Origin of the sequence: Rhodovulum sp. ES.010 (assembly GCF_900142935.1) — a bacterium.
Classification (GTDB): Bacteria; Pseudomonadota; Alphaproteobacteria; order Rhodobacterales; family Rhodobacteraceae; genus Rhodovulum.
Window position 1 is genome coordinate 1440463 of the sequence record NZ_FSRS01000001.1, and the last position, 18544, is coordinate 1459006.

The window sequence follows — 18544 nt, forward strand, 5'->3', positions numbered from 1 at the left end:
ACCGCGGATCGTTCACCGCGCCGACTCGGGGACGAGCTGCCCGTCGATAAGCCGCAGGCTTTCGGGCGCGATCTTCGCGCGGAACCGCGCGTCGTGGCTGACCAGGATCATGGATTGCGGCAGCGCGTGCAGGATGTCGACCAGCCGCGCCTCGTTCGCCTCGTCGAGCGCGTTCGTCGGCTCGTCCAGCAGCAGCACCTCGGGCTCCATCGCCAGCACGGTCGCCAGCGTCACCAGCCGTTTCTCCCCGCCGGACAGCTTGTAGGTAATCCGGTCGCGCAGATGCATCAGGTCGAGCTGCGCGAGCGTCCGGTCGACGATTTCGACGGCCTCGGTGCGGCTCTTGCCGAGGTTCAGCGGGCCGAAGGCGATATCCTCGGCGACGGTCGGGCAGAACAACTGATCGTCGGGGTCCTGGAACACCAGCCCGGCCCGGCAGCGCACCTCGTGGAAATCGGCCTCCTCCTGCCGTGGCTTGCCGAAGGCCGCGACCCGCCCCGCATCGGGCCGCAACAGCCCGACCAGGATCCGCAGAAGGGTCGACTTGCCCGCGCCGTTGGGCCCGGTGATCGACAGGCGCTGCCCCTGGTGCAGGCAGAGGCTCGCGCCACGCAGCACCGGCGGCTGGCCGGGATAGCCGAACTGGATGTCCCCGAGTTCAAACAGCGGCATGGGCAAGTTCGGCGGCGAAAAGCGTCAGCAAGGCCACGCCCAGTCCCGCCGCGAACAGGGCATCGCGGCGCGAGTAGGCGAGCGTTTCCAGCAGCGGGATGCGCCCCGCGAAGCCCCGGCATTTCATCGCGCCCAGCACGCGCTCGGATCGTTCGATCGCGCGCACCAGCATCATGCCCACAAGGTAGCCAAAGCTGCGATAGTTGTGCCAGTTGGTGGACGGGCGGAAGCCGCGCATCTTCATCGCCTGGCGCAGGCGCAGGTATTCGGCCCGCAAGACCTCGATATAGCGGATCGTGAACATCAGCAGATGGACCAGCGTATCCGGGACGCGCAGGCGTGAGAGCGCGTGGCCCAGCGTCACCGGCTCCATCGTCCCGACGAGCGACAGGACTGCAAGGACGACGGCATTTGCGGTCAACAGGATCTCGACGGCAAGGGCCAGCCCCTGCCAGCTGGCGGCGAGGCCCCATACTGTGAAGATCGCATCGCCCGGCACGGAAAACGGCAGGAGCGCCAGCAGGAACAGGATGAAACTGTCCATCGCCGCCATCCGGCGGAGCGTCGGTATGACCGGCACGCGCGACAGCACCATCAGGCCAACGGCCATCAGCAGGGCCGCGACGAGGACCGGCATCCAGCTGCAAGCGACGGTGACCACGGCAAAGGCGCAGGCGCCGAGGATGCGCGCGCGCGGGTCGAGCCGTGCCAGCGCGCCGCCGTGTCCGGCCCCGGTGTCGCTCAGGGTCTGCCGCTCAGCCGTCAGGATGTGGCCCATGCGGTCAGCCCGCCAGCCTGCGGCGCGCGGCGAAGTAGAAGCCGAGGCCGAACAGACCCGCGATATAGCCGATGCCGCCGAGAACGGTCTGGATGTCATGATGCTCCTTGTAGGCGGCGACCTCGCGGCGCAGCGGGCGCATCTCGTCGCGCATGATCGCGGCAATGGCGGCCTTGTCGGCATCCGACAGGCCAATGGCCGGGTTCGTAGCGGGACCGTCGGGGGCGGCCCCGGATGCGGGTGCAGCGGCTGCCTCGGCGGCACCGAGGATCGCGGCGACGTCCTCTGCGGCCATCTCGAATTCCGCAACATGGCCCGCGCCCAGATCGGCGCGAAAGACATGCCGCACGGGTTGCGTGGGCACGTAGGTGAAAAAGCCATCCGCATCGGTCATGGCTTCGCCCAACTTGGTGCCCGCACCGTCGAACACCTCCACCAAAAGGTTCCCCGCCATGTCGCCGCTCGAAAAGCCGACCTCGCCCTCGATCGCGTCGCCGCTGGGAAAGGCCGAGGCGATCACCTTGTGGGCGGCGGCGGGCAGCGGCACGAGGATGAGGCACAGGACGATGTACAGCACGCGGATCATGACGGAGCTCCCTTCATGGCCTCGAAAAGGTCCGGTTTGACCTGGGCGGCAAGGTAAATCGCGGCGGCGGACAGAAGCCCCTCGATCACCATCACCGGGATATGGGCGAAGAACACCAGCTTGGCCGCCGGAATGAACGCATCGCCCGACAGCATCAGCGACAGGCCCACGACGGCCGTGGTCAGTGCGATGGCCAAGGCCCCGCCGAAGCCCGCCCAGATCGCCGCGGTGAGCGGCGTTCCGCGCGTCACACCGCGCCGACAGACGTAGTAGACGATGACCGCCGGCAGCGCGATGTTGACGGTATTCACCCCCAGCACCGTCAGCCCGCCAAAGCCGAAGAAGACCGCCTGCAGCAAGAGCCCGACGAACAGCGCCGGGAAGGCGGCCCAGCCGAGGATCAGCCCGGCCAGACCATTCATGATGAGATGCACCGAAGACGGGCCGATCGGCACATGGATCAGCGAGGCCACGAAGAAGCTCGCCGAAAGCACGCCGGCGGCCGGTATCTTCTCCAGCGGCAGGTGCCTCAGCCCCAGCGCGATGCCGCCCACGGCCAGCACCGCCCCCCCGATCACGACCTCGTTCGCGAGCGCCCCGTCCACGATGTGCATGGGTCCCGCCTCCTACTCGACGTCGTAGGCGCGGATCCAGATCACCGCGTCCTGGGACAGCTCCTTGCCGTCGTGTTCGGTGTCCGGCCCGACGCCGAGCGCGGCGAAGCCCCAATAGCCGGCCTTGGGCACGCCGAAAGTGAAATAGCCGTCCGCGTCCGAGATCGCGACGACCGCGCCGCCCGGCATCGGATCGGCGGTGGCTTCACGGGCGCTGCTCGTCGCCATGTCCGGCTCGGCCGCCATGTATTCGATCTCGATCTCAGCGCCCGCGACGGGTTCGCCGTTCGACATCACCCGTCCGGTAAAGGTCGAACCCGTGAGCACGTTGTAGGGCTTCACCATCGGCACGATCTCGGTCTTCAGACCCTGCGGCTCGGTCCAGTCGGTAGGCAGCGTGTTGCGGTTGAGATAGGCCTTGGTGATCTGCTGGATGTAGATGTCCTCGGATTCCTCGTAATAGGGCGCCGGGACCGTGACGAGGACGTAGTCGCCCGAGCGTTTCACCGGCACGCTGCCGTCATAGGCGACGGCCTGGTTGCCGCTGCCCGTGAAGGTGGTTTGCGTCAGCGTGTCCTTGAGGTCGATCTTCTCGCCGCGATGGATGGCGTAGAATTCCAGAGGTTCGCCCATGTCCATGACATGGCCGTTCTCGAACGGGTGCCAGAAGATCAGCTTGACCGGCACGTCGCCGGGCCGGTCGATCATCGTGTCCTCTGTGTAGGACAGCTGGAAATGGGCCGAGGCCAGGCCGGGCACCAGCGTCAGGGCCAGCGCGGCGGTCATCAGGTTGCCGTGGAAAATCAAGGGTCGTCTCCTTTCAGCGGTGGCGGCGCACAGGGCCGCGATCGGAAAGGACGAACGGGGACAGAAGGCTCGAACGGGCCGTGACACAGCCAATCCGGGCCAGACGCGCACCCCGGCGTCCGGTGGAAACCGCCCCGGCGAACCGGGGGGCGGGTGAGCGGCAGGTCTCCTGGCTCGCGGGTCTTCGCTTGGCTGGCCTTCCCGGGTGTCCCCAGTGGCGTTTGTCAGCCTTGCTCGCCGCTTACAGTTGCGGGGGCAGCCGCGGAGTTGCGCCTTTCGGCACGCACCGCGTTCCCTTTTCATCCCCGGCCGCCTGGGGCGCCTGGGAAAACCGATCACGGCTCTGTCATGTCAAATGGACGACAGGGGTGTCAATCGGGAAATACACTGGCCGTTTGACGCGGGGCGTGCGCCGCCTAATCTGGCCGAGAGACGCATCGAAAGGACAGGACATGGCCGAGACCGACGCCCCCACCGACGAGACCGCGCGCCATGCCGCCAAGATGACCAAGCGGAAGGAAGCGAAGGACCGCGCACTGGCCGAGAAGACCGCCGAGAAAGGCCTGATCATCGTCCATACCGGCGCGGGCAAGGGCAAGTCCTCCGCCGGGTTCGGCATGATCCTGCGCTGCATCGCCCACGGGATGCCCTCGGCCGTCGTCCAGTTCGTGAAGGGTGCCTGGGACACCGGCGAGCGGCGGCTTCTGACCGAGCGGTTTGGGGATCTGTGCCAGTTCCACGCCATGGGCGAGGGCTTTACCTGGGAAACCCAGGACCGCGCCCGCGACATCGCCGCCGCCGAAAACGGGTGGCAGAAGGCGCAGGAACTGATCCGCGACCCCGAGATCCGGATGGTCCTGCTGGATGAGATCAATATCGCGCTGCGCTACGGCTATCTGGATGCGGACGAGGTTGTCCCGTTCCTTCAGGCCGAGAAGCCGCCCATGACCCATGTCGTGCTGACCGGGCGCAACGCCCCCGTAGCGCTGATCGAGGCCGCCGATCTCGTGACCGAGATGACGCTGGTCAAGCATCCGTTCCGTGCCGGCATCAAGGGCCAGGCCGGCGTCGAGTTCTGAGCCGCGGCTTGATACCGGACAGCGCACACGGCCGGGCGCTCGGGATCGTTGGCGGGCATGCCGCCGCTCCAGCACGTCGTTAGTATTGCGGCAGGCGCGAACTCGTGCCGCCGCGTGGGCCCATGTCACCAAGAGCATCGGGGAAACAACCACTGTCTCGAGCAATCGACCGGCCGTGACATGCGCGCCGTGCCGGGCGCGCGCAACCGCGCAGCCGGGGCGATATTCCGTGCGCGCGGGTCCACGTCCCAGGCGACGGAACCGGCCCGCCGCAACGTCTGCCGTGTTGAGGCTCACGTCGGCCGGGGCGACCGCACCCGGCGGATCCGTGGGCCGTTGCATAGCCCCGTCGGGAATGTCATTCCATCGGCCGTTCGTCACGCCGGAACCCTCATGCGCCATTCACCCGTACTTCCGCCGCCCGATGCCCTGCGCCGTGCCCGCGTCACGGGCCATTTCGGCGAATTGCTGCAGGGCCGGCTCGGGCCGACCGGGACGGTCGCGCTGGTCACCTTGCCCTGCCCCGCGCTGGCGGTGAGCGCGCACTGGGCGCCGGCAAACGGCTTCGGTCTCTGGCAAGGCGCCCGGCCGGTGTTGACGCGCGGTCAGGTGCGGGCAGTTTTCGACGCCCTCGGCGCCGGCCCGCCGCGCGGGCGGCTGCGTCTGCGCGCGGAGATGCCGCCGGGTGGCGGGGCCGGCGCCTCCACCGCGGCATTGCTGGCCACGATGCGATGCCTTGCGGGCGGTGCGTTGCCCGCAGATGCCGAGGCCGCGTTGTGCCTTTCGCAGGAAGGCGCGACCGATCCGCTGATGCTCGCCCAACCCGGGTGCGCGCTTTGGGCGCCCCGCATGGCCCGCATCCTTGGGCACCTGCCCCCGCTGCCCGCCCTCGAGGTCGTGGGCGGCTTCGCCGGGCCGGGGCGTCGCACCGATCCGGCAGATACGCGCTTTGCCGACATTTCCGACCTTGTCGAGGCCTGGGGCCGGGCCGGCGCGCGCGAAACTCTGGCAGCACTCGCCACCGAAAGCGCGCGGCGCAACCACGCCCTGCGCGGCGGACCGGACCTCGCGCCACTGATGGAGGCCGCCCGCCAGCTTGGCGCGCTTGGCGTCGCGGTCGCGCATACCGGCACCGCGCAGGCGCTTTTGTTTACGCCCGGGGCCGTGCCGGCCGACGCCGCCGGCACGCTGCGCGCGCTTGGCCTGTCCGCAATCGCGAGGTTTCGCACCGGGGGCATGGGATGAGCGCGGCGGCGATGCTGGTGGCGCTGGCGCTAGAAGGCGCCATGGGCTGGCCCGACCGTCTGCATGCCCGGATCGGTCACCCAATGGTCTGGATCGGCGCGCTGATCGCGGGGCTGGAGCGGCGGTGGAACCGGCCGGAACTGACCGACCGCGCGCGGCTGATCCGCGGAGGGGCGACGGTGGCAGTCACCCTGTCCGCGGCGATCCTGCCCGCGTTGGCACTTGCGACAATAATCCCCGGCGGGTGGCTCGGGGTGCTCGTGACCGGCCTATTTGCCGCACCTCTCGTGGCGGGGCGCAGCCTGCACGACCATGTCGCTGCCGTCGCCCGGCCCCTGGCCGCCGGCGATCGGGAGGGCGCGCGGTCCGCCGTCGCGATGATCGTCGGGCGCGATCCTAGGCACCTCGACCGGGCCGGAGTGGCGCGCGCCGCACTGGAAAGCCTTGCCGAGAACGCCTCGGACGGTGTGGTGGCGCCGGTGTTCTGGGGCGTGCTTCTCGGGCTGCCGGGCATCGCGGGGTACAAGGCGATCAACACGCTCGACAGCATGATCGGACACCGGAACGACCGGTATCGGCACTTCGGGCGGGTCGCCGCGCGGCTGGACGATCTGGTGAACCTGATCCCGGCGCGACTGACCGGGCTTCTGGTCTGCGCTACCTCGGAGCGACCGCGCGCGGCGTGGCGCGTGATGCTGCGGGATGCCCGCGCCCACCGCTCGCCCAATGCCGGCTGGCCAGAGGCGGCGATGGCGGGTGCCCTCGGCATACGGCTTTCGGGGCCGCGCGCCTATGGCGACGGGATGAGCCTTGAGCCATGGCTGAACGACGGCGCGCCCGATCCCGACGCGCGGGCTCTGGCGCGAGGCCTGACTTTGTACGTGCGGGCGATGACGGCGCTGGCCCTGGCACTTGCGGGTCTGGCCCTATTGGCGTGAGAGAGGTGTAAGGATGGCACGCGATCACGGGGGCGATCTCGCCCAGGCGGTGCAGAGCTTCGGCGGCCGGATCGAAGACTGGATCGACCTCTCCACCGGGATAAACAGGGCACCTTTTCCGGTTTCCCCGGTTTCGGCAAGCGCCTGGAACGATCTGCCCGGAAGCGCCCCGCAGGATCGGCTGATCGCGGCGGCCCGGCGGGCCTACCGGACGGACTGGCCGATCCTGCCGCTGGCCGGGGCGCAGGCCGCGATCCAGCTTCTGCCCGCGCTGGCGCCCGACGGCCCGGTGCGAATCCTTTCGCCGACCTACAACGAATACGCCGGCGTGCTGCCCCTATCGGGCCGGGATGTCGAGGCGGTTGACCGGCCCGAGGCGCTGGACGGCGCCGGGCTGGCGGTTCTGGTCAATCCCAACAACCCCGACGGGCGCCGCCTCGCCCCGCGGACGCTGCGCCGGCTCGCCGGCGGGGTCGGACTTCTCGTTGTTGACGAGAGCTTTGCAGATCCCCACCCGGAACTGTCGCTGCTGACCGGTCCCTGCCCGGAAAACGCGATCGTCCTGCGCTCTTTCGGCAAGTTCTACGGGCTCGCCGGGCTGCGCCTCGGCTTTGCCCTCGGCGCGCAGGCCCACCTTGATCGCATGCGCGAGCGGGCCGGGCCGTGGACGGTGTCGGGACCGGCGCTGGAGATCGGCGCGCACGCGCTGGGCGACGCGGCGTGGCGGAACACCAGCATCGCGCGCCTTGCCGCCGAGGTCGAACGCGCCGACGCGCTGGCGCGCGCCGCGGGCTGGCACCTTGTCGGCGGAACGGCACTCTTCCGCCTTTACGACACCCCCGATGCCGGGGCGGCGCAGGCCCATCTGGCACGCGCCCGCATCTGGTCGCGCATCTTTCCATGGTCGTCCCGCTGGCTGCGACTCGGACTTCCGGGTTCGCCCGACGAATGGCAGCGGCTCGAAACCGCGCTAGCCTGAACGGCAGCCGCCCCCTGCGCCCGGACGGCGCGGCGCGCTGCATGGCTAGACGAAACGGACCTTGCCCGTTCGGAAGCGGCGTCGCATAGTCGCCGCTGAGCCGCCCATGCCGGCGACACCTTCATGTTTCCGGGCCGTGGGGCCCTTGCCCGCGATGGAAGAAACAACCGTGCAAAGTGGAGCGACCGGGCCCCGAGACGCAACGCGCCGGGGCTGCACACAGGCCCCGAGGCCGAAAGCCTGCATGGCGCGATGCATCACGCTGGCGCTGGCCACGGCGCTGGCCGGCTGCACCCAGTTTCCCGAACTCGATGCGACCGGGCCCGCGCGGGGCCGGATCGCGGAGTCTCCACGTCTCGTGCCCGTCGCGCCGCTGCTGAGCCGCGCGTCAGAGACCCGCGCCACCGAAGACACCACCAAAAGCCTCGAGACGCGCGCCGAGGCGCTGCGCCGCAGGGCGGCCGCCCTGCGGGCGCGCCGCTTCTGAGCCCGAGGGGCGCGTTGCACCGCCGCCCGCTTCGCGCTAACAACCCGCCAACACAGAAGTCCGGCGGCGGAGCATACCCATGACAACCCCCTTGCGCATCGGCATCGCCGGGCTCGGCACCGTCGGTGCCGGCGTCGTGAAGATCGTCCAGTCGCGCGCGAATCTCATCGCGCAGCGCGGCGGCCGGCCGATCTCCATTTCGGCGGTCTCGGCACGCACCCGCGACAAGGACCGGGGCGTCGACCTGTCCGCCTATGAGTGGGAGGACGATCCCGTGGCGCTGGCCCGGCGCGAGGATGTGGACCTGTTCGTAGAACTGATGGGCGGTTCGGACGGGCCGGCAAAGGCCGCGACCGAGGCCGCCATCGCCGCGGGCAAGGACGTGGTGACCGCCAACAAGGCGATGCTCGCCATGCATGGCCATCCGCTGGCCGAGGCCGCGGAAGCCGCCGGCCGGGTGATCCGGTTCGAGGCCGCCGTCGCGGGCGGCATCCCTGTGGTCAAGGCGCTGACCGAGGGGCTGGCCGGCAACCAGATCACCCGCGTCATGGGCGTGATGAACGGCACCTGCAACTACATCTTGACCCGGATGGAAAGCGGCGGCCTGCCCTACCAGGAGGTGTTCGACGAGGCGCATGCCCTAGGCTATCTGGAGGCCGACCCAGCGCTGGACGTGGGCGGCATCGACGCTGGCCACAAGCTGGCGCTGCTCTCGGCCATCGCCTTCGGCACGCGGGTCGATTTCGGCGCGATGGAACTGGAGGGGATCGAGCGCCTCTCGATCGACGACATCCGCCACGCCGCCGACATGGGCTTTCGTATCAAGCTGCTGGGCGTGTCGCAGATGACCGGCCGCGGGCTGGAACAGCGCATGTCGCCCTGCCTGGTGCCCGCCGCCTCGCCGCTGGGACAGTTGGAGGGGGCGACCAACATGGTGGTGCTGGAGGGCGACGCGGTCGGCCAGATCGTGCTGCGCGGCGCGGGGGCCGGCGAGGGGCCGACGGCCAGTGCGGTGATGTCGGACGTGATCGACATCGCCCGCGGCATCCGCGTCTCGACTTTCGGCCAGCCGGCCGAGGCGCTTGAACAGGCGCGCGCGGCGCGGGCGTCCGCGGCGGCGCCCTACTATCTGCGGATGGAACTGGAGGACAAGCCGGGCGCGCTGGCCAAGGTGGCGACCGTCCTGGGCGAGTCCGGCATCTCGATCAACCGGATGCGCCAGTATCGCCATGCGGCGACGACCGCGCCGGTGCTGATCGTCACCCACAAGACGACCCGCGATGCGCTGGACCACGCCCGCCAGAGCTTCGCCGAGATCGGCGTGGTGGTGGGCGAACCGGTGGCGATTCGCATCGAGGAAGTCTGAGCGGGTCGAGCGCCGGCCAGCGGCGCGGCCCGCTTTACCATTAATTGACCCTAACGCGGCATTAAAAGCGGGTCTTAGCCGAAAGGCCCGCGCCCATGCCGCCGGTGATCTCCCTGGCGGCGGCCCGGCAAATCCACGCCGGGTCCGCCGAATCCCTTCCGCAGCTGCAGCGCAGCGCCCTGCGCCTTGGCGAACATCTCCTGACCGCGGGCGCGGTGTCGCCCCAGGCACTCGAACGCGCATTGGCCGATCATGCCAGGATGGACGTCCGGCTGGGCGATCTGCTGGTCGCCCAAGGCGAGACGACACCCGAGGCGGTGGCCGAGGCCCTTTGCACCCAGCACGGCACCGGCCGCGCGGATTTCGCCAGCTATCCGCCCGACCCCGGGCTCATCGACCTGATCGGCGCCCGGCGCTGCCTGCGCGATGGCATCCTACCCTGGCGGCGCTTCGCCGGCGCCACCCTGATCGCGACCTCGCGGCCCGACCGCTTCGAACAACTGGCCGCCACCTTGCCCGCCGACCTCAACCCCGCGATCATGGTGATCTGCCGCGAGGACGAGTTGCAGGCGGCACTGTCGGATCGCCGGGCCGAGGTGCTGGGCGCCGCCGCCGAGACCCGCGTCAACCTGGCCGAGAGCTGCCGCATCTGGCTGCGCCCGGGCCCGCGCGCGACGCTGGTCGCGGTTCTCGGCCTGCTGCTGCTGTGCGCGATCCTGGCGCCCCTTGCCACGTTCGCGATCCTAACGGTTTGGACGGTCGGCTGGATGGTCGTCGGCAGCGTGATGAAAGCCGCCGCGGCCGTCGCGCAAGCCCTCGCGACCCGGCGTGCCCGCAAGGCGCCGTCGCCGCCGTCGGCGCCCACCATCGCGCGGCTACCGAAGATTTCCGTTCTCGTGCCGCTCTTCCGGGAATCCGAGCTTGCCGCGCGGCTGATCGCCCGGCTCTCGCGGCTGGATTATCCGCGCGCGCTGCTCGACATCTGCCTGGTAACCGAGGCAAGTGACGACGAGACCCATGCCATGCTCGACGCGACCGCCCTGCCGCCCTGGATGCGGCGGGTGACGGTCCCCGAAGGCGCGCTCAAGACCAAGCCACGGGCGCTGAACTACGCGCTCGATTTCTGTCGCGGCTCCATCGTCGGGATCTACGACGCCGAGGACGCGCCTGCCCCGGACCAGCTGCGCCGGGTTGTCGATCATTTCCATAGCTGCGGCCCGAAGGTCGCCTGCGTGCAGGGGGTTCTCGACTTCTACAACGCGCGAGCCAACTGGCTCGCGCGTTGTTTCGCCATCGAATACGCCGCCTGGTTCCGCGTGGTCCTGCCCGGGCTCGCGCGGATGGGCGTGCCGGTCCCGCTGGGCGGCACGACGCTGTTCTTCCGCCGCCGCGTGCTGGAGGATCTGGGCGGCTGGGACGCCCATAACGTGACCGAGGATGCCGATCTGGGCCTGCGCCTCGCGCGGCACGGCTACCGGACCGAGTTCCTCGACAGCGTCACCGAGGAGGAAGCGAACTGCCGGGCCTGGCCCTGGGTGCGGCAGCGTTCGCGCTGGCTCAAGGGCTATGCGCTGACATGGGCGACCCATATGCGCCGCCCGGACCGACTGCTGCGCCAGCTCGGCCCCTGGGGCTTTTTCGGGGTGCAGGTGCTGTTTCTAGGCACGCTGACGCAATTCGTCTTCATGCCGCTGATCTGGTCGTTCTGGGCGCTGCCGCTGGGCCTGTGGCACCCGCTGGGGGAAACGATCCCGGCGGGCGGCGTCGCCGCACTCTTCGCGGTCTTCATCGGCTCCGAAATGGTCACGCTGTCGGTGGGGGCGATGGGCCTTGGCCGGGCGGACAAGCGGCGCCTGATCCCCTGGCTGCCCACGCTGCATCTCTATTTCCCTCTGGCCGCGCTGGCCTCCTACAAGGCGCTGTGGGAAATGGCGGCGCGGCCCTTCTTCTGGGACAAGACCACGCATGGCCTGGACGAGCCCGACGACGGCATGACGGCGGCCCGCATCGCGGCGATCCGCGCGCGCCTCCGGCAAGCGGTCGCGCGCGCGAACGACCTGCCCGATGCCGACGCCCCGGCCGCTCAGCCCTCGGCGAGCGCGGAATCCGCGTCGTGCTTGAGACGGGTCTCGAACGCGGTCGAGATGTGAGCCTTGAGCGCATCGTAGGCGGCGTCACCGTCGCCCGCCTCGATCGCGGCGACGATGGCGGCATGCTCGGCCAGCGCGTCTTCCCCGCGCCCGTCGATCGCAAGCGAGGTCGTCGCCATCAGCGCCATCGTCCGGTGCACGAGGTCGAGTTGCTGCACAAGGTAGCGGTTGTGCGAGGCAAGATGGATCTGCTTGTGGAAGCGCCGGTTTGCCCGCGCCATCGCCGCAGGATCATTCAGGAGATTGTGGTCCTCCGCGACCATCGCGCGCAGCACCCGCACCTCTTCGGCCGTGGCATGACGCGCGGCAAGCCGCGCCGCCAGCCCCTCCAGTTCGGCGCGCACGACATACAGCTCGGACATCTGGTCGTGGGTCAGCGACGCGACGATCAGGCTGCGTCCGTCGCGCGACAGCAGCGACTGCGTCTCCAGTCGTTGCAAGGCTTCGCGGATCGGTGTACGCGAGACGCCGAAGCGCTCGGCCAGTTCGCTTTCCACCAGGCGGTCGCCCGGGGCGTAGACTCCCACGTCGATCGCCTCGAGAATCATCTCATACGCATCCTTGTGCGCGGGGCGGGCGTCTTTCATGTTCGGGAGCTCCTGCATGCGATGGTAGACAATAGGCGTCAGCCGCGGCACAAATCAAGGGGGCGCGGCGGTTGCGATTGCCGCAGGTCGCCCGGAAATGCCAATGGTTGCTGAAAATTTCATCGATCTGCGGGGCTGGGTGTTCGATCTCGACAATACCCTGTATCCCCCGGAAGCGCGGCTGTTCGACCAGATCGAGCGGCGGATGACCGCGTTCGTGATGGAGGCGCTGGGCGTCGCCGCGCCCGAGGCGAACCGCCTGCGCAAACGCTACCGGGCGGAGTATGGCACCACGCTGGCCGGGTTGATGGAGGTTCACGGGGTCGAGCCGGGCCCCTACCTGGCCGAGGTGCATGAGATCTCGCTCGACCATCTCGACCCCGCGCCCGAGTTGCGAAACCGGATCGCCGCCCTGCCCGGACGGAAGATCGTGCATACGAATGGCAGCGCCCCCTATGCCGAGCGGGTGCTGGCCGCACGCGGCCTCGCCGGAATCTTCGACGCGGTCTACGGGGTCGAGCATGCAGGCTATCAGCCCAAGCCCCGGCGGGAGGCCTTCGAAACGGTCTTGGCACTGGGCGACATTGCGCCGCTTCGGGCGGCCATCTTCGAGGACGACCCGCGCAACCTGGCCGAACCGCACGCGATGGGCATGCGCACAGTGCATGTGGCCCCCGCGCCGGAACCGGCGGACCACATTCACCACCACACCGACGATCTGACCGCGTTCTTGGCCGCGCTCGACCGGGAATGAGGCCACCGATCCGAAGGTCGCTCTGGCCCGGGATATTTCTGCATGCACAAGTATGCAGGATGTTGCATCGCACCTTTGGCGGCCCTATGGTCCGCTCAGGGAGACGTTCGCGGGGACGAATATGACTGACGGCCACGAAGAAAAGACAGGCTTCTGGACCGAGGCGGGAATCTGGATCGCAGTTCTGGCGTTGTTGGCGGGCTGGGGCTTTCTGATCTGGCAATGGGGGGTTTTCGGGCTCTACCTGCCGGCGGCGATTTTGGTGCCGATCATCATGGTCGTTCTGGTCTGGATCAGCCGCGGCTAGAAGACCGCCGCCCCTTGGCCCCCACGCCCCGCCGGGCTATCTGGGGCGCAGGAGGCACGCCATGACCCGCATTTCCAAGGACATCCTGATTTCCGGCGGCGGAGTCGCCGGCCTGTCGGCCGCGGCCGTGTTCGGCTCGGCCGGCTTTTCCGTGCTCTGCGTCGACCCCGCGCCGCCGGTTACCGAGGAAACCGCCGATGGCGCCGACCTGCGCACCACCGCGTTCCTGCAACCGTCTCTGAAGGTGCTGAAGGAGGCCGGCCTCTGGGAAAGGCTGGCGCCGCATGCCACCGACCTGCAGGTGATGCGGATCGTCGATGCGGGCGGCAAGACGCCCTATCCCCGCGTGACCCGCGATTTCAATGCGGAGGATGTCTCGGACCTTCCGTTCGGGTGGAACCTGCCCAACTGGCTCTTGCGGCGCGAAATGGTCGCGCGGCTGGACGAGTTGCCGAACGTCGAATTCCGCACCGGCGTCGGCACGAAATCCGTTCTCACGCGCGATGCCGAAGCGCTGGTGACGCTGAGCGACGGCACCAGCGTCTCGGCCCGGTTGCTGGTCGCCGCCGACGGCCGCAACTCGCCGGTCCGCGAGGCGGTGGGCATCGGCGTGCGTACCTTCCGCTACGGCCAGAAGGCGCTGGCCTTCGCCGTCACCCATCCCGAGCCGCACGATAACGTCTCGACCGAAATTCACCGCTCGGGCGGGCCGTTCACGCTGGTCCCGCTCCCCGACCGCGACGGCAAGCCCTGCTCGGCCGTCGTCTGGATGGAGCGCGGGCCGGAGGCGCTGCGCCTCGCGGCCCTGCCCGAGGACGAGTTCAACGCCGAGATGACCGCGCGCTCCGGCGCAATGTTCGGGCCGCTGAAACTCGTCACCCGCCGCACCGTATGGCCGATCATCAGCCAGATCGCCGACCGGCTCTGGGCCGAGCGCACCGCGCTTATCGCCGAGGCTGCCCATGTGGTGCCGCCGATCGGGGCGCAGGGCCTGAACATGAGCCTTGCCGATCTGCGCGTGCTGCTGGAGCTTGCCCGCGGTGCACCGGCGCATCTGGGCGAGGAACGCATGCTGCAGGTCTACCACCGCCGCCGCTACCCGGAGGTGGCCGGGCGGGTGACGGGCATCGACATGCTCAATCGCACCTCGATGCGCGGCGAACGCGTCGCCCGCGACCTGCGCGCGGCCGGCATCGCCGGGCTGTACGGGCTTCCGCCGGTGCGCAAGACGCTGATGCGCCTCGGCATGGGGGTCCGGCCGGTCTAGGCGCGGCGGCGCGCTTGGCATTGCAACTCGCCGAGATTCCGGTATTCAGCCCGGGATCGACCGGCGCGCGGCGCCGAAAGGCTCAGACGAGGGACACGACATGCGCGTCTATTACGACCGTGACTGCGACATCAACCTGATCAAGGACAAGAAGGTGGCGATCTTGGGCTACGGCTCCCAGGGCCACGCCCACGCGCTGAACCTGCGCGATTCCGGCGCCAAGAACGTGGCCGTTGCGCTGCGCGAGGGCTCGCCCAGCGCCAAGAAGGCCGAGGGCGAGGGGCTGCAGGTCATGGGCATCGCCGAGGCGGCCGCCTGGTGCGACCTGATGATGTTCACCATGCCCGACGAGTTGCAGGCCGAGACCTGGAACCGCCACGTCAAGGACAACATCCGCGACGGTGCGGCCATCGCCTTCGCCCACGGTCTGAACGTGCATTTCGGCCTGATCGAGGCGCCCGCAGGCGTCGACGTGCTGATGATGGCGCCCAAGGGCCCGGGCCATACCGTGCGCGGCGAATACGCCAAGGGCGGCGGCGTGCCCTGCCTGGTGGCGGTGCATAACGATGCCTCCGGCAAGGCGCTGGAACTGGGCCTGTCCTATTGCTCGGCCATCGGCGGCGGGCGCTCGGGGATCATCGAGACCACCTTCAAGGAAGAGTGCGAGACCGACCTCTTCGGCGAGCAGGCGGTGCTGTGCGGCGGTCTGGTGGAACTGATCCGTATGGGTTTCGAGACGCTGGTCGAGGCAGGCTACGCCCCCGAGATGGCCTATTTCGAATGCCTGCACGAGGTGAAGCTGATCGTCGACCTGATCTACGAGGGCGGCATCGCCAACATGAACTACTCGATCTCCAACACCGCGGAATATGGCGAATATGTCTCTGGCCCACGCATCCTGCCCTATGACGAGACCAAGGCGCGGATGAAAGCGGTACTCGACGACATCCAGCAGGGCCGTTTCGTGCGCGACTGGATGGCGGAATGCGCGGTCGGTCAGCCCAGCTTCAAGGCGACGCGCCGCAACAACGACGCCCACCAGATCGAACAGGTGGGCGAGAAGCTGCGCGGCATGATGCCCTGGATCACCGCCGGCAAGATGGTCGACAAGGAAAAGAACTAAGCGCGTCAGCGCTTGGTCGCGGAAAGGGCGCTCCGCGGGGCGCCCTTTTCCGTTCCGTCAGGCCGGATCAGGGTTGACCCCGACCATCGGGCGTTTTGCTTGGCGCATCGGCCGCGAGCGTGCTCTTGGGCGCGTCCGGGTCGTTCTTGCGCTCCTCGGTCTTCCATTTCTCGCGCAGCGCGTAGATGGAACCGCCGGCGAGCGTGCCGAGGGCCAGAATGACGATCAGGTTCGTAGCAGTCATTTCGATCCTCCTTTCTTGCGTCTCTCCCAATACATAGTCCGTGAAGGAGGGATGTTAACCCATTGAAAAGAAATGCGGTGAACGACAGCGCATCACAAAGTTATCAGCCCCGGAAACTGATCCGGAGAGACCTAAACACGTAAGGTCCGTCAGCTTGCGGGGGGTTGCGTGCCGGATGCGGCATCGGTAACAGCCGCAACGACCGCCTCCACGACGTCGGCCAAGAGCCCGTCATCCTCGCATTCGGCCATCACGCGGATCAGTGGCTCGGTGCCCGACTTGCGGATCAAGAGCCGCCCGTGCGAGGCCAGCCGCGCCTCGGCATCGGCGATCGCGGCCCGCACCGGGGCGAGGGTCAGGGGATCGGTGCCATCGGCATAGCGGACATTCCTGAGAAGCTGCGGGACGCGCTCGAACCGGTGGGCGAGGCGCGAGGCCGGCTGACCGGTTTCGACCATGGCGGCGAGGAACTGCAGCCCCGCCAACAACCCGTCGCCGGTGGTGCAAAAATCGCTCATCACGATATGGCCCGACTGCTCGCCCCCGAGGTTCCAGCCACCCCGGCGCATCGCCTCCACCACGTAGCGGTCTCCGACAGCCGTCCTCTCGAGGCGAAGGCCATGCCCCTCGAGATGCCGCTCGAGTCCGAGATTCGACATCACGGTGGCGACGAGCGTGCCATCCTTCAGCCGCCCTGCCTCGGCCCAGCGTTCGGCGAACAGCGCCATGATCTGGTCACCGTCGGCCACGGTTCCGCTCTCGTCGAGGATCATCACCCGGTCGGCATCGCCATCGAGACAGATACCGAGGTCGGCACCGTGGACCTTCACCGCGGCGGCGGCCGCGGCGGTGTCGGTCGACCCGCATCCCTCGTTGATGTTGAGGCCGTTCGGCTCGACCCCAAGCGACACCACCTCCGCGCCCAGTTCCCACAGCACCTCCGGTGCCACCCGATAGGCCGCGCCATGGGCGCAGTCGACAACCACTTTCAGCCCGTCGAGGCGCCGCCCGGCCGGGAAGGTCGTCTTGGCGAACTCGGCATACCGCCACAGCCCGTCATCGATCCGCTTGGCCTTGCCGATGTTTCCGGGTTGGGCGGGGTCGATCTCGCACGCCAGGATCGCCTCGATCTCTTCCTCGGCCTCGTCGGACAGCTTGAACCCCTCGGGGCCGAAGAACTTGATACCGTTATCATGGTGCGGATTGTGGCTGGCCGAGATCATGATCCCGAGATCGGCGCGCATCGACCGGGTGAGGAATCCCACCGCGGGCGTCGGCACCGGCCCGAGGAGCAGCACGTTCATGCCTGTCGAGGTCAGCCCGGCGGTAAGCGCATTTTCCAGCATGTAGCCCGAACGCCGCGTGTCCTTGCCGATCACGACGCGGTGCTTCTGGCTGCGGTCGCGCCGGAAATAGCGCCCGGCCGCCGCGCCCAGCTTCAGCGCCATCTCGGCGGTCATCGGATAGCTGTTGGCCCGGCCGCGAACGCCGTCGGTTCCGAATATCTTCCGGCTCATGTCACCTCTCCAATGCCTTTCAGCGCCATGTCCAGCCGCACGGCCTGCCGCGTCTCGGCCACGTCGTGCACGCGGACGACCTGCACCCCCTGCGCGATAGCCGCCAACGCCACCGCGATCGAGCCCGGCACCCGCGCATCCGCCCGCTCGGCCCCGCCGATGGCACCTACAAACCGCTTGCGCGAGGCGCCCAGAAGCACCGGACAGCCGAGACCGTGAAACAGGCTCAGTCCCCGCAAGAGCGCCACGTTATGCGCCACCGCCTTGCCGAAACCGATGCCCGGATCGACCACGATCTCGCCCCGTGAAATCCCCGCCGCCTCGGCTGCCGCGACGCGCCCGGCGAGGAAATCGTAAACGTCGAGCAAGACGTTGTCGTAGCGCGGATCGTTCTGCATGGTCGCCGGGTCGCCCTGGGCGTGCATCAGGCACGCCGGCACCCCGGCCCGCGCCGTCACGCCGGCCAGCGCGGGGTCGTAAGTAAAGGCCGCCACGTCGTTGATCATGCCCGCGCCCGCCGCCAGGGCGGCCTCGGCCACCTGCGCCTTGCGCGTATCGATGGAAATTGGCGCAGTCACACGGGCTACGCGCAGCGCCTCGATCACCGGCACGGTGCGGGCGACCTCGTCTTCGACCGGGACATCGGCCGCGCCTGGGCGCGTGGATTCCCCGCCGATATCGATAAGGTCCGCGGCGTCGGCCATTGCCCGGCCATGCTCCAGCGCCGCCTCCAGCCGGTCGAAGCGGCCGCCATCGGAAAAGCTGTCGGGGGTGACGTTCAGAATGCCCATGATCCGCGGCCGGTCCACCGTCAGCCCGGCGATGGCCGGGCGCGGGCCGGTCAGCGCGGCCAGAACGTCGGAGGGCAGCGCGCGGGCCGGGATCAGCCGGGGAGGCACGTCGCGGCTCAACTCCTCGGCGAGGGAGAACCAGGCCCAGCCACCGGCGAGCGGCAGCGCGTCGGCGGGCCGGGCCGCGTCGGTCTGAACAATCGGTCGGTAGTAGCGCTGCATGCGCGCTGCATGGGCCAAGCGGCCCCTCTTG

General features: G+C 69.0%; 20 protein-coding genes and 1 riboswitch. Of the genes, 11 read left to right on the forward strand and 9 right to left on the reverse strand.

Features of this window, described 5'->3' with window-relative positions:
* Nucleotides 1-12 precede the first annotated feature (12 nt).
* The 5 genes from BUR28_RS07165 to BUR28_RS07185 are packed head-to-tail and all read right to left on the reverse strand — an operon-like array spanning nucleotide 13 to nucleotide 3436.
* Entirely contained in the window at nucleotides 13-672 is a 660-nt protein-coding gene (locus tag BUR28_RS07165; RefSeq protein ID WP_074219500.1) for an energy-coupling factor ABC transporter ATP-binding protein, read from the reverse strand.
* Entirely contained in the window at nucleotides 659-1450 is a 792-nt protein-coding gene (gene cbiQ, locus BUR28_RS07170) for a cobalt ECF transporter T component CbiQ (protein ID WP_074219501.1), read from the reverse strand. Before cbiQ ends, BUR28_RS07165 begins: the two co-directional genes overlap by 14 nt.
* A gap of 4 nt (nucleotides 1451-1454) precedes the next feature.
* Nucleotides 1455-2036: a cobalt ABC transporter permease gene (locus BUR28_RS07175; protein ID WP_074219502.1), complete on the reverse strand. Its 582-nt coding sequence runs from the start codon at nucleotides 2034-2036 to the stop codon at nucleotides 1455-1457.
* Nucleotides 2033-2650, reverse strand: coding sequence for a cobalt transporter CbiM (cbiM, locus tag BUR28_RS07180; RefSeq protein ID WP_074219503.1), 618 nt, complete (start codon nucleotides 2648-2650; stop codon nucleotides 2033-2035). Before cbiM ends, BUR28_RS07175 begins: the two co-directional genes overlap by 4 nt.
* A gap of 12 nt (nucleotides 2651-2662) precedes the next feature.
* Nucleotides 2663-3436, reverse strand: coding sequence for a DUF4198 domain-containing protein (locus BUR28_RS07185; RefSeq protein WP_074221548.1), 774 nt, complete (start codon nucleotides 3434-3436; stop codon nucleotides 2663-2665).
* Between the two features lie 162 nt (nucleotides 3437-3598).
* A riboswitch (cobalamin riboswitch) is annotated at nucleotides 3599-3808 on the reverse strand.
* Nucleotides 3809-3909: 101 nt separating this feature from the next.
* On the opposite strand from BUR28_RS07185, the gene cobO reads away from it, so the two are divergent.
* The 7 genes from cobO (at nucleotide 3910) to BUR28_RS07220 (ending at nucleotide 11701) form a co-directional block, all read left to right on the forward strand.
* The gene (cobO, locus tag BUR28_RS07190; protein ID WP_074219504.1) at nucleotides 3910-4536 is read left to right on the forward strand and encodes a cob(I)yrinic acid a,c-diamide adenosyltransferase; all 627 of its coding nucleotides are present in this window, start codon (nucleotides 3910-3912) and stop codon (nucleotides 4534-4536) included.
* 393 nt (nucleotides 4537-4929) lie between these two features.
* Nucleotides 4930-5781: a hypothetical protein gene (locus BUR28_RS07195; RefSeq protein WP_074219505.1), complete on the forward strand. Its 852-nt coding sequence runs from the start codon at nucleotides 4930-4932 to the stop codon at nucleotides 5779-5781.
* Nucleotides 5778-6719, forward strand: a complete 942-nt coding sequence (gene cbiB, locus BUR28_RS07200; RefSeq protein ID WP_074219506.1) for an adenosylcobinamide-phosphate synthase CbiB — start codon at nucleotides 5778-5780, stop codon at nucleotides 6717-6719. The genes BUR28_RS07195 and cbiB overlap by 4 nt, the downstream gene beginning before the upstream one ends.
* A gap of 13 nt (nucleotides 6720-6732) precedes the next feature.
* On the forward strand, nucleotides 6733-7698 hold the full coding sequence (gene cobD / locus BUR28_RS07205) for a threonine-phosphate decarboxylase CobD (protein WP_074219507.1): 966 nt from the start codon (nucleotides 6733-6735) through the stop codon (nucleotides 7696-7698).
* A gap of 244 nt (nucleotides 7699-7942) precedes the next feature.
* Nucleotides 7943-8185, forward strand: a complete 243-nt coding sequence (locus BUR28_RS07210; protein ID WP_074219508.1) for a hypothetical protein — start codon at nucleotides 7943-7945, stop codon at nucleotides 8183-8185.
* A gap of 79 nt (nucleotides 8186-8264) precedes the next feature.
* Nucleotides 8265-9551 (forward strand): homoserine dehydrogenase, encoded by a 1287-nt coding sequence (locus BUR28_RS07215; RefSeq protein WP_074219509.1) that lies wholly within the window; start codon nucleotides 8265-8267, stop codon nucleotides 9549-9551.
* A gap of 95 nt (nucleotides 9552-9646) precedes the next feature.
* A complete protein-coding gene (locus BUR28_RS07220; protein ID WP_074219510.1) occupies nucleotides 9647-11701 on the forward strand; it encodes a glycosyltransferase in 2055 nt (684 codons plus the stop codon).
* Here the strand turns inward: BUR28_RS07220 and BUR28_RS07225 are convergent.
* Nucleotides 11635-12288, reverse strand: coding sequence for a GntR family transcriptional regulator (locus BUR28_RS07225; RefSeq protein WP_074219511.1), 654 nt, complete (start codon nucleotides 12286-12288; stop codon nucleotides 11635-11637). The two genes, BUR28_RS07220 and BUR28_RS07225, sit on opposite strands and share 67 nt — an antisense overlap.
* 103 nt (nucleotides 12289-12391) lie before the next feature.
* Between BUR28_RS07225 and BUR28_RS07230 the strand changes: the two genes are divergently transcribed.
* The 4 genes from BUR28_RS07230 to ilvC all read left to right on the forward strand — a co-directional run bounded on the left by BUR28_RS07230 (nucleotide 12392) and on the right by ilvC (nucleotide 15739).
* On the forward strand, nucleotides 12392-13042 hold the full coding sequence (locus BUR28_RS07230) for a pyrimidine 5'-nucleotidase (RefSeq protein ID WP_074219512.1): 651 nt from the start codon (nucleotides 12392-12394) through the stop codon (nucleotides 13040-13042).
* A gap of 121 nt (nucleotides 13043-13163) precedes the next feature.
* Nucleotides 13164-13349 carry a hypothetical protein gene (locus BUR28_RS07235; protein ID WP_074219513.1) on the forward strand — a complete coding sequence of 62 codons (186 nt, stop codon included), beginning with the start codon at nucleotides 13164-13166 and terminating at the stop codon, nucleotides 13347-13349.
* A gap of 61 nt (nucleotides 13350-13410) precedes the next feature.
* Nucleotides 13411-14616 (forward strand): UbiH/UbiF family hydroxylase, encoded by a 1206-nt coding sequence (locus BUR28_RS07240; protein WP_074219514.1) that lies wholly within the window; start codon nucleotides 13411-13413, stop codon nucleotides 14614-14616.
* Between the two features lie 100 nt (nucleotides 14617-14716).
* Nucleotides 14717-15739, forward strand: a complete 1023-nt coding sequence (ilvC, locus tag BUR28_RS07245) for a ketol-acid reductoisomerase (RefSeq protein WP_074219515.1) — start codon at nucleotides 14717-14719, stop codon at nucleotides 15737-15739.
* A 67-nt stretch (nucleotides 15740-15806) separates the two neighbouring features.
* Here ilvC and BUR28_RS19970 read toward each other — a convergent pair whose 3' ends face one another.
* The 3 genes from BUR28_RS19970 to folP all read right to left on the reverse strand — a co-directional run bounded on the left by BUR28_RS19970 (nucleotide 15807) and on the right by folP (nucleotide 18513).
* The gene (locus BUR28_RS19970; RefSeq protein ID WP_175566910.1) at nucleotides 15807-15983 is read right to left on the reverse strand and encodes a hypothetical protein; all 177 of its coding nucleotides are present in this window, start codon (nucleotides 15981-15983) and stop codon (nucleotides 15807-15809) included.
* Between the two features lie 149 nt (nucleotides 15984-16132).
* Nucleotides 16133-17500, reverse strand: coding sequence for a phosphoglucosamine mutase (gene glmM, locus BUR28_RS07250; protein ID WP_074219516.1), 1368 nt, complete (start codon nucleotides 17498-17500; stop codon nucleotides 16133-16135).
* Nucleotides 17497-18513, reverse strand: coding sequence for a dihydropteroate synthase (gene folP / locus BUR28_RS07255; RefSeq protein ID WP_074219517.1), 1017 nt, complete (start codon nucleotides 18511-18513; stop codon nucleotides 17497-17499). The genes glmM and folP overlap by 4 nt, the downstream gene beginning before the upstream one ends.
* Nucleotides 18514-18544 lie beyond the last annotated feature (31 nt).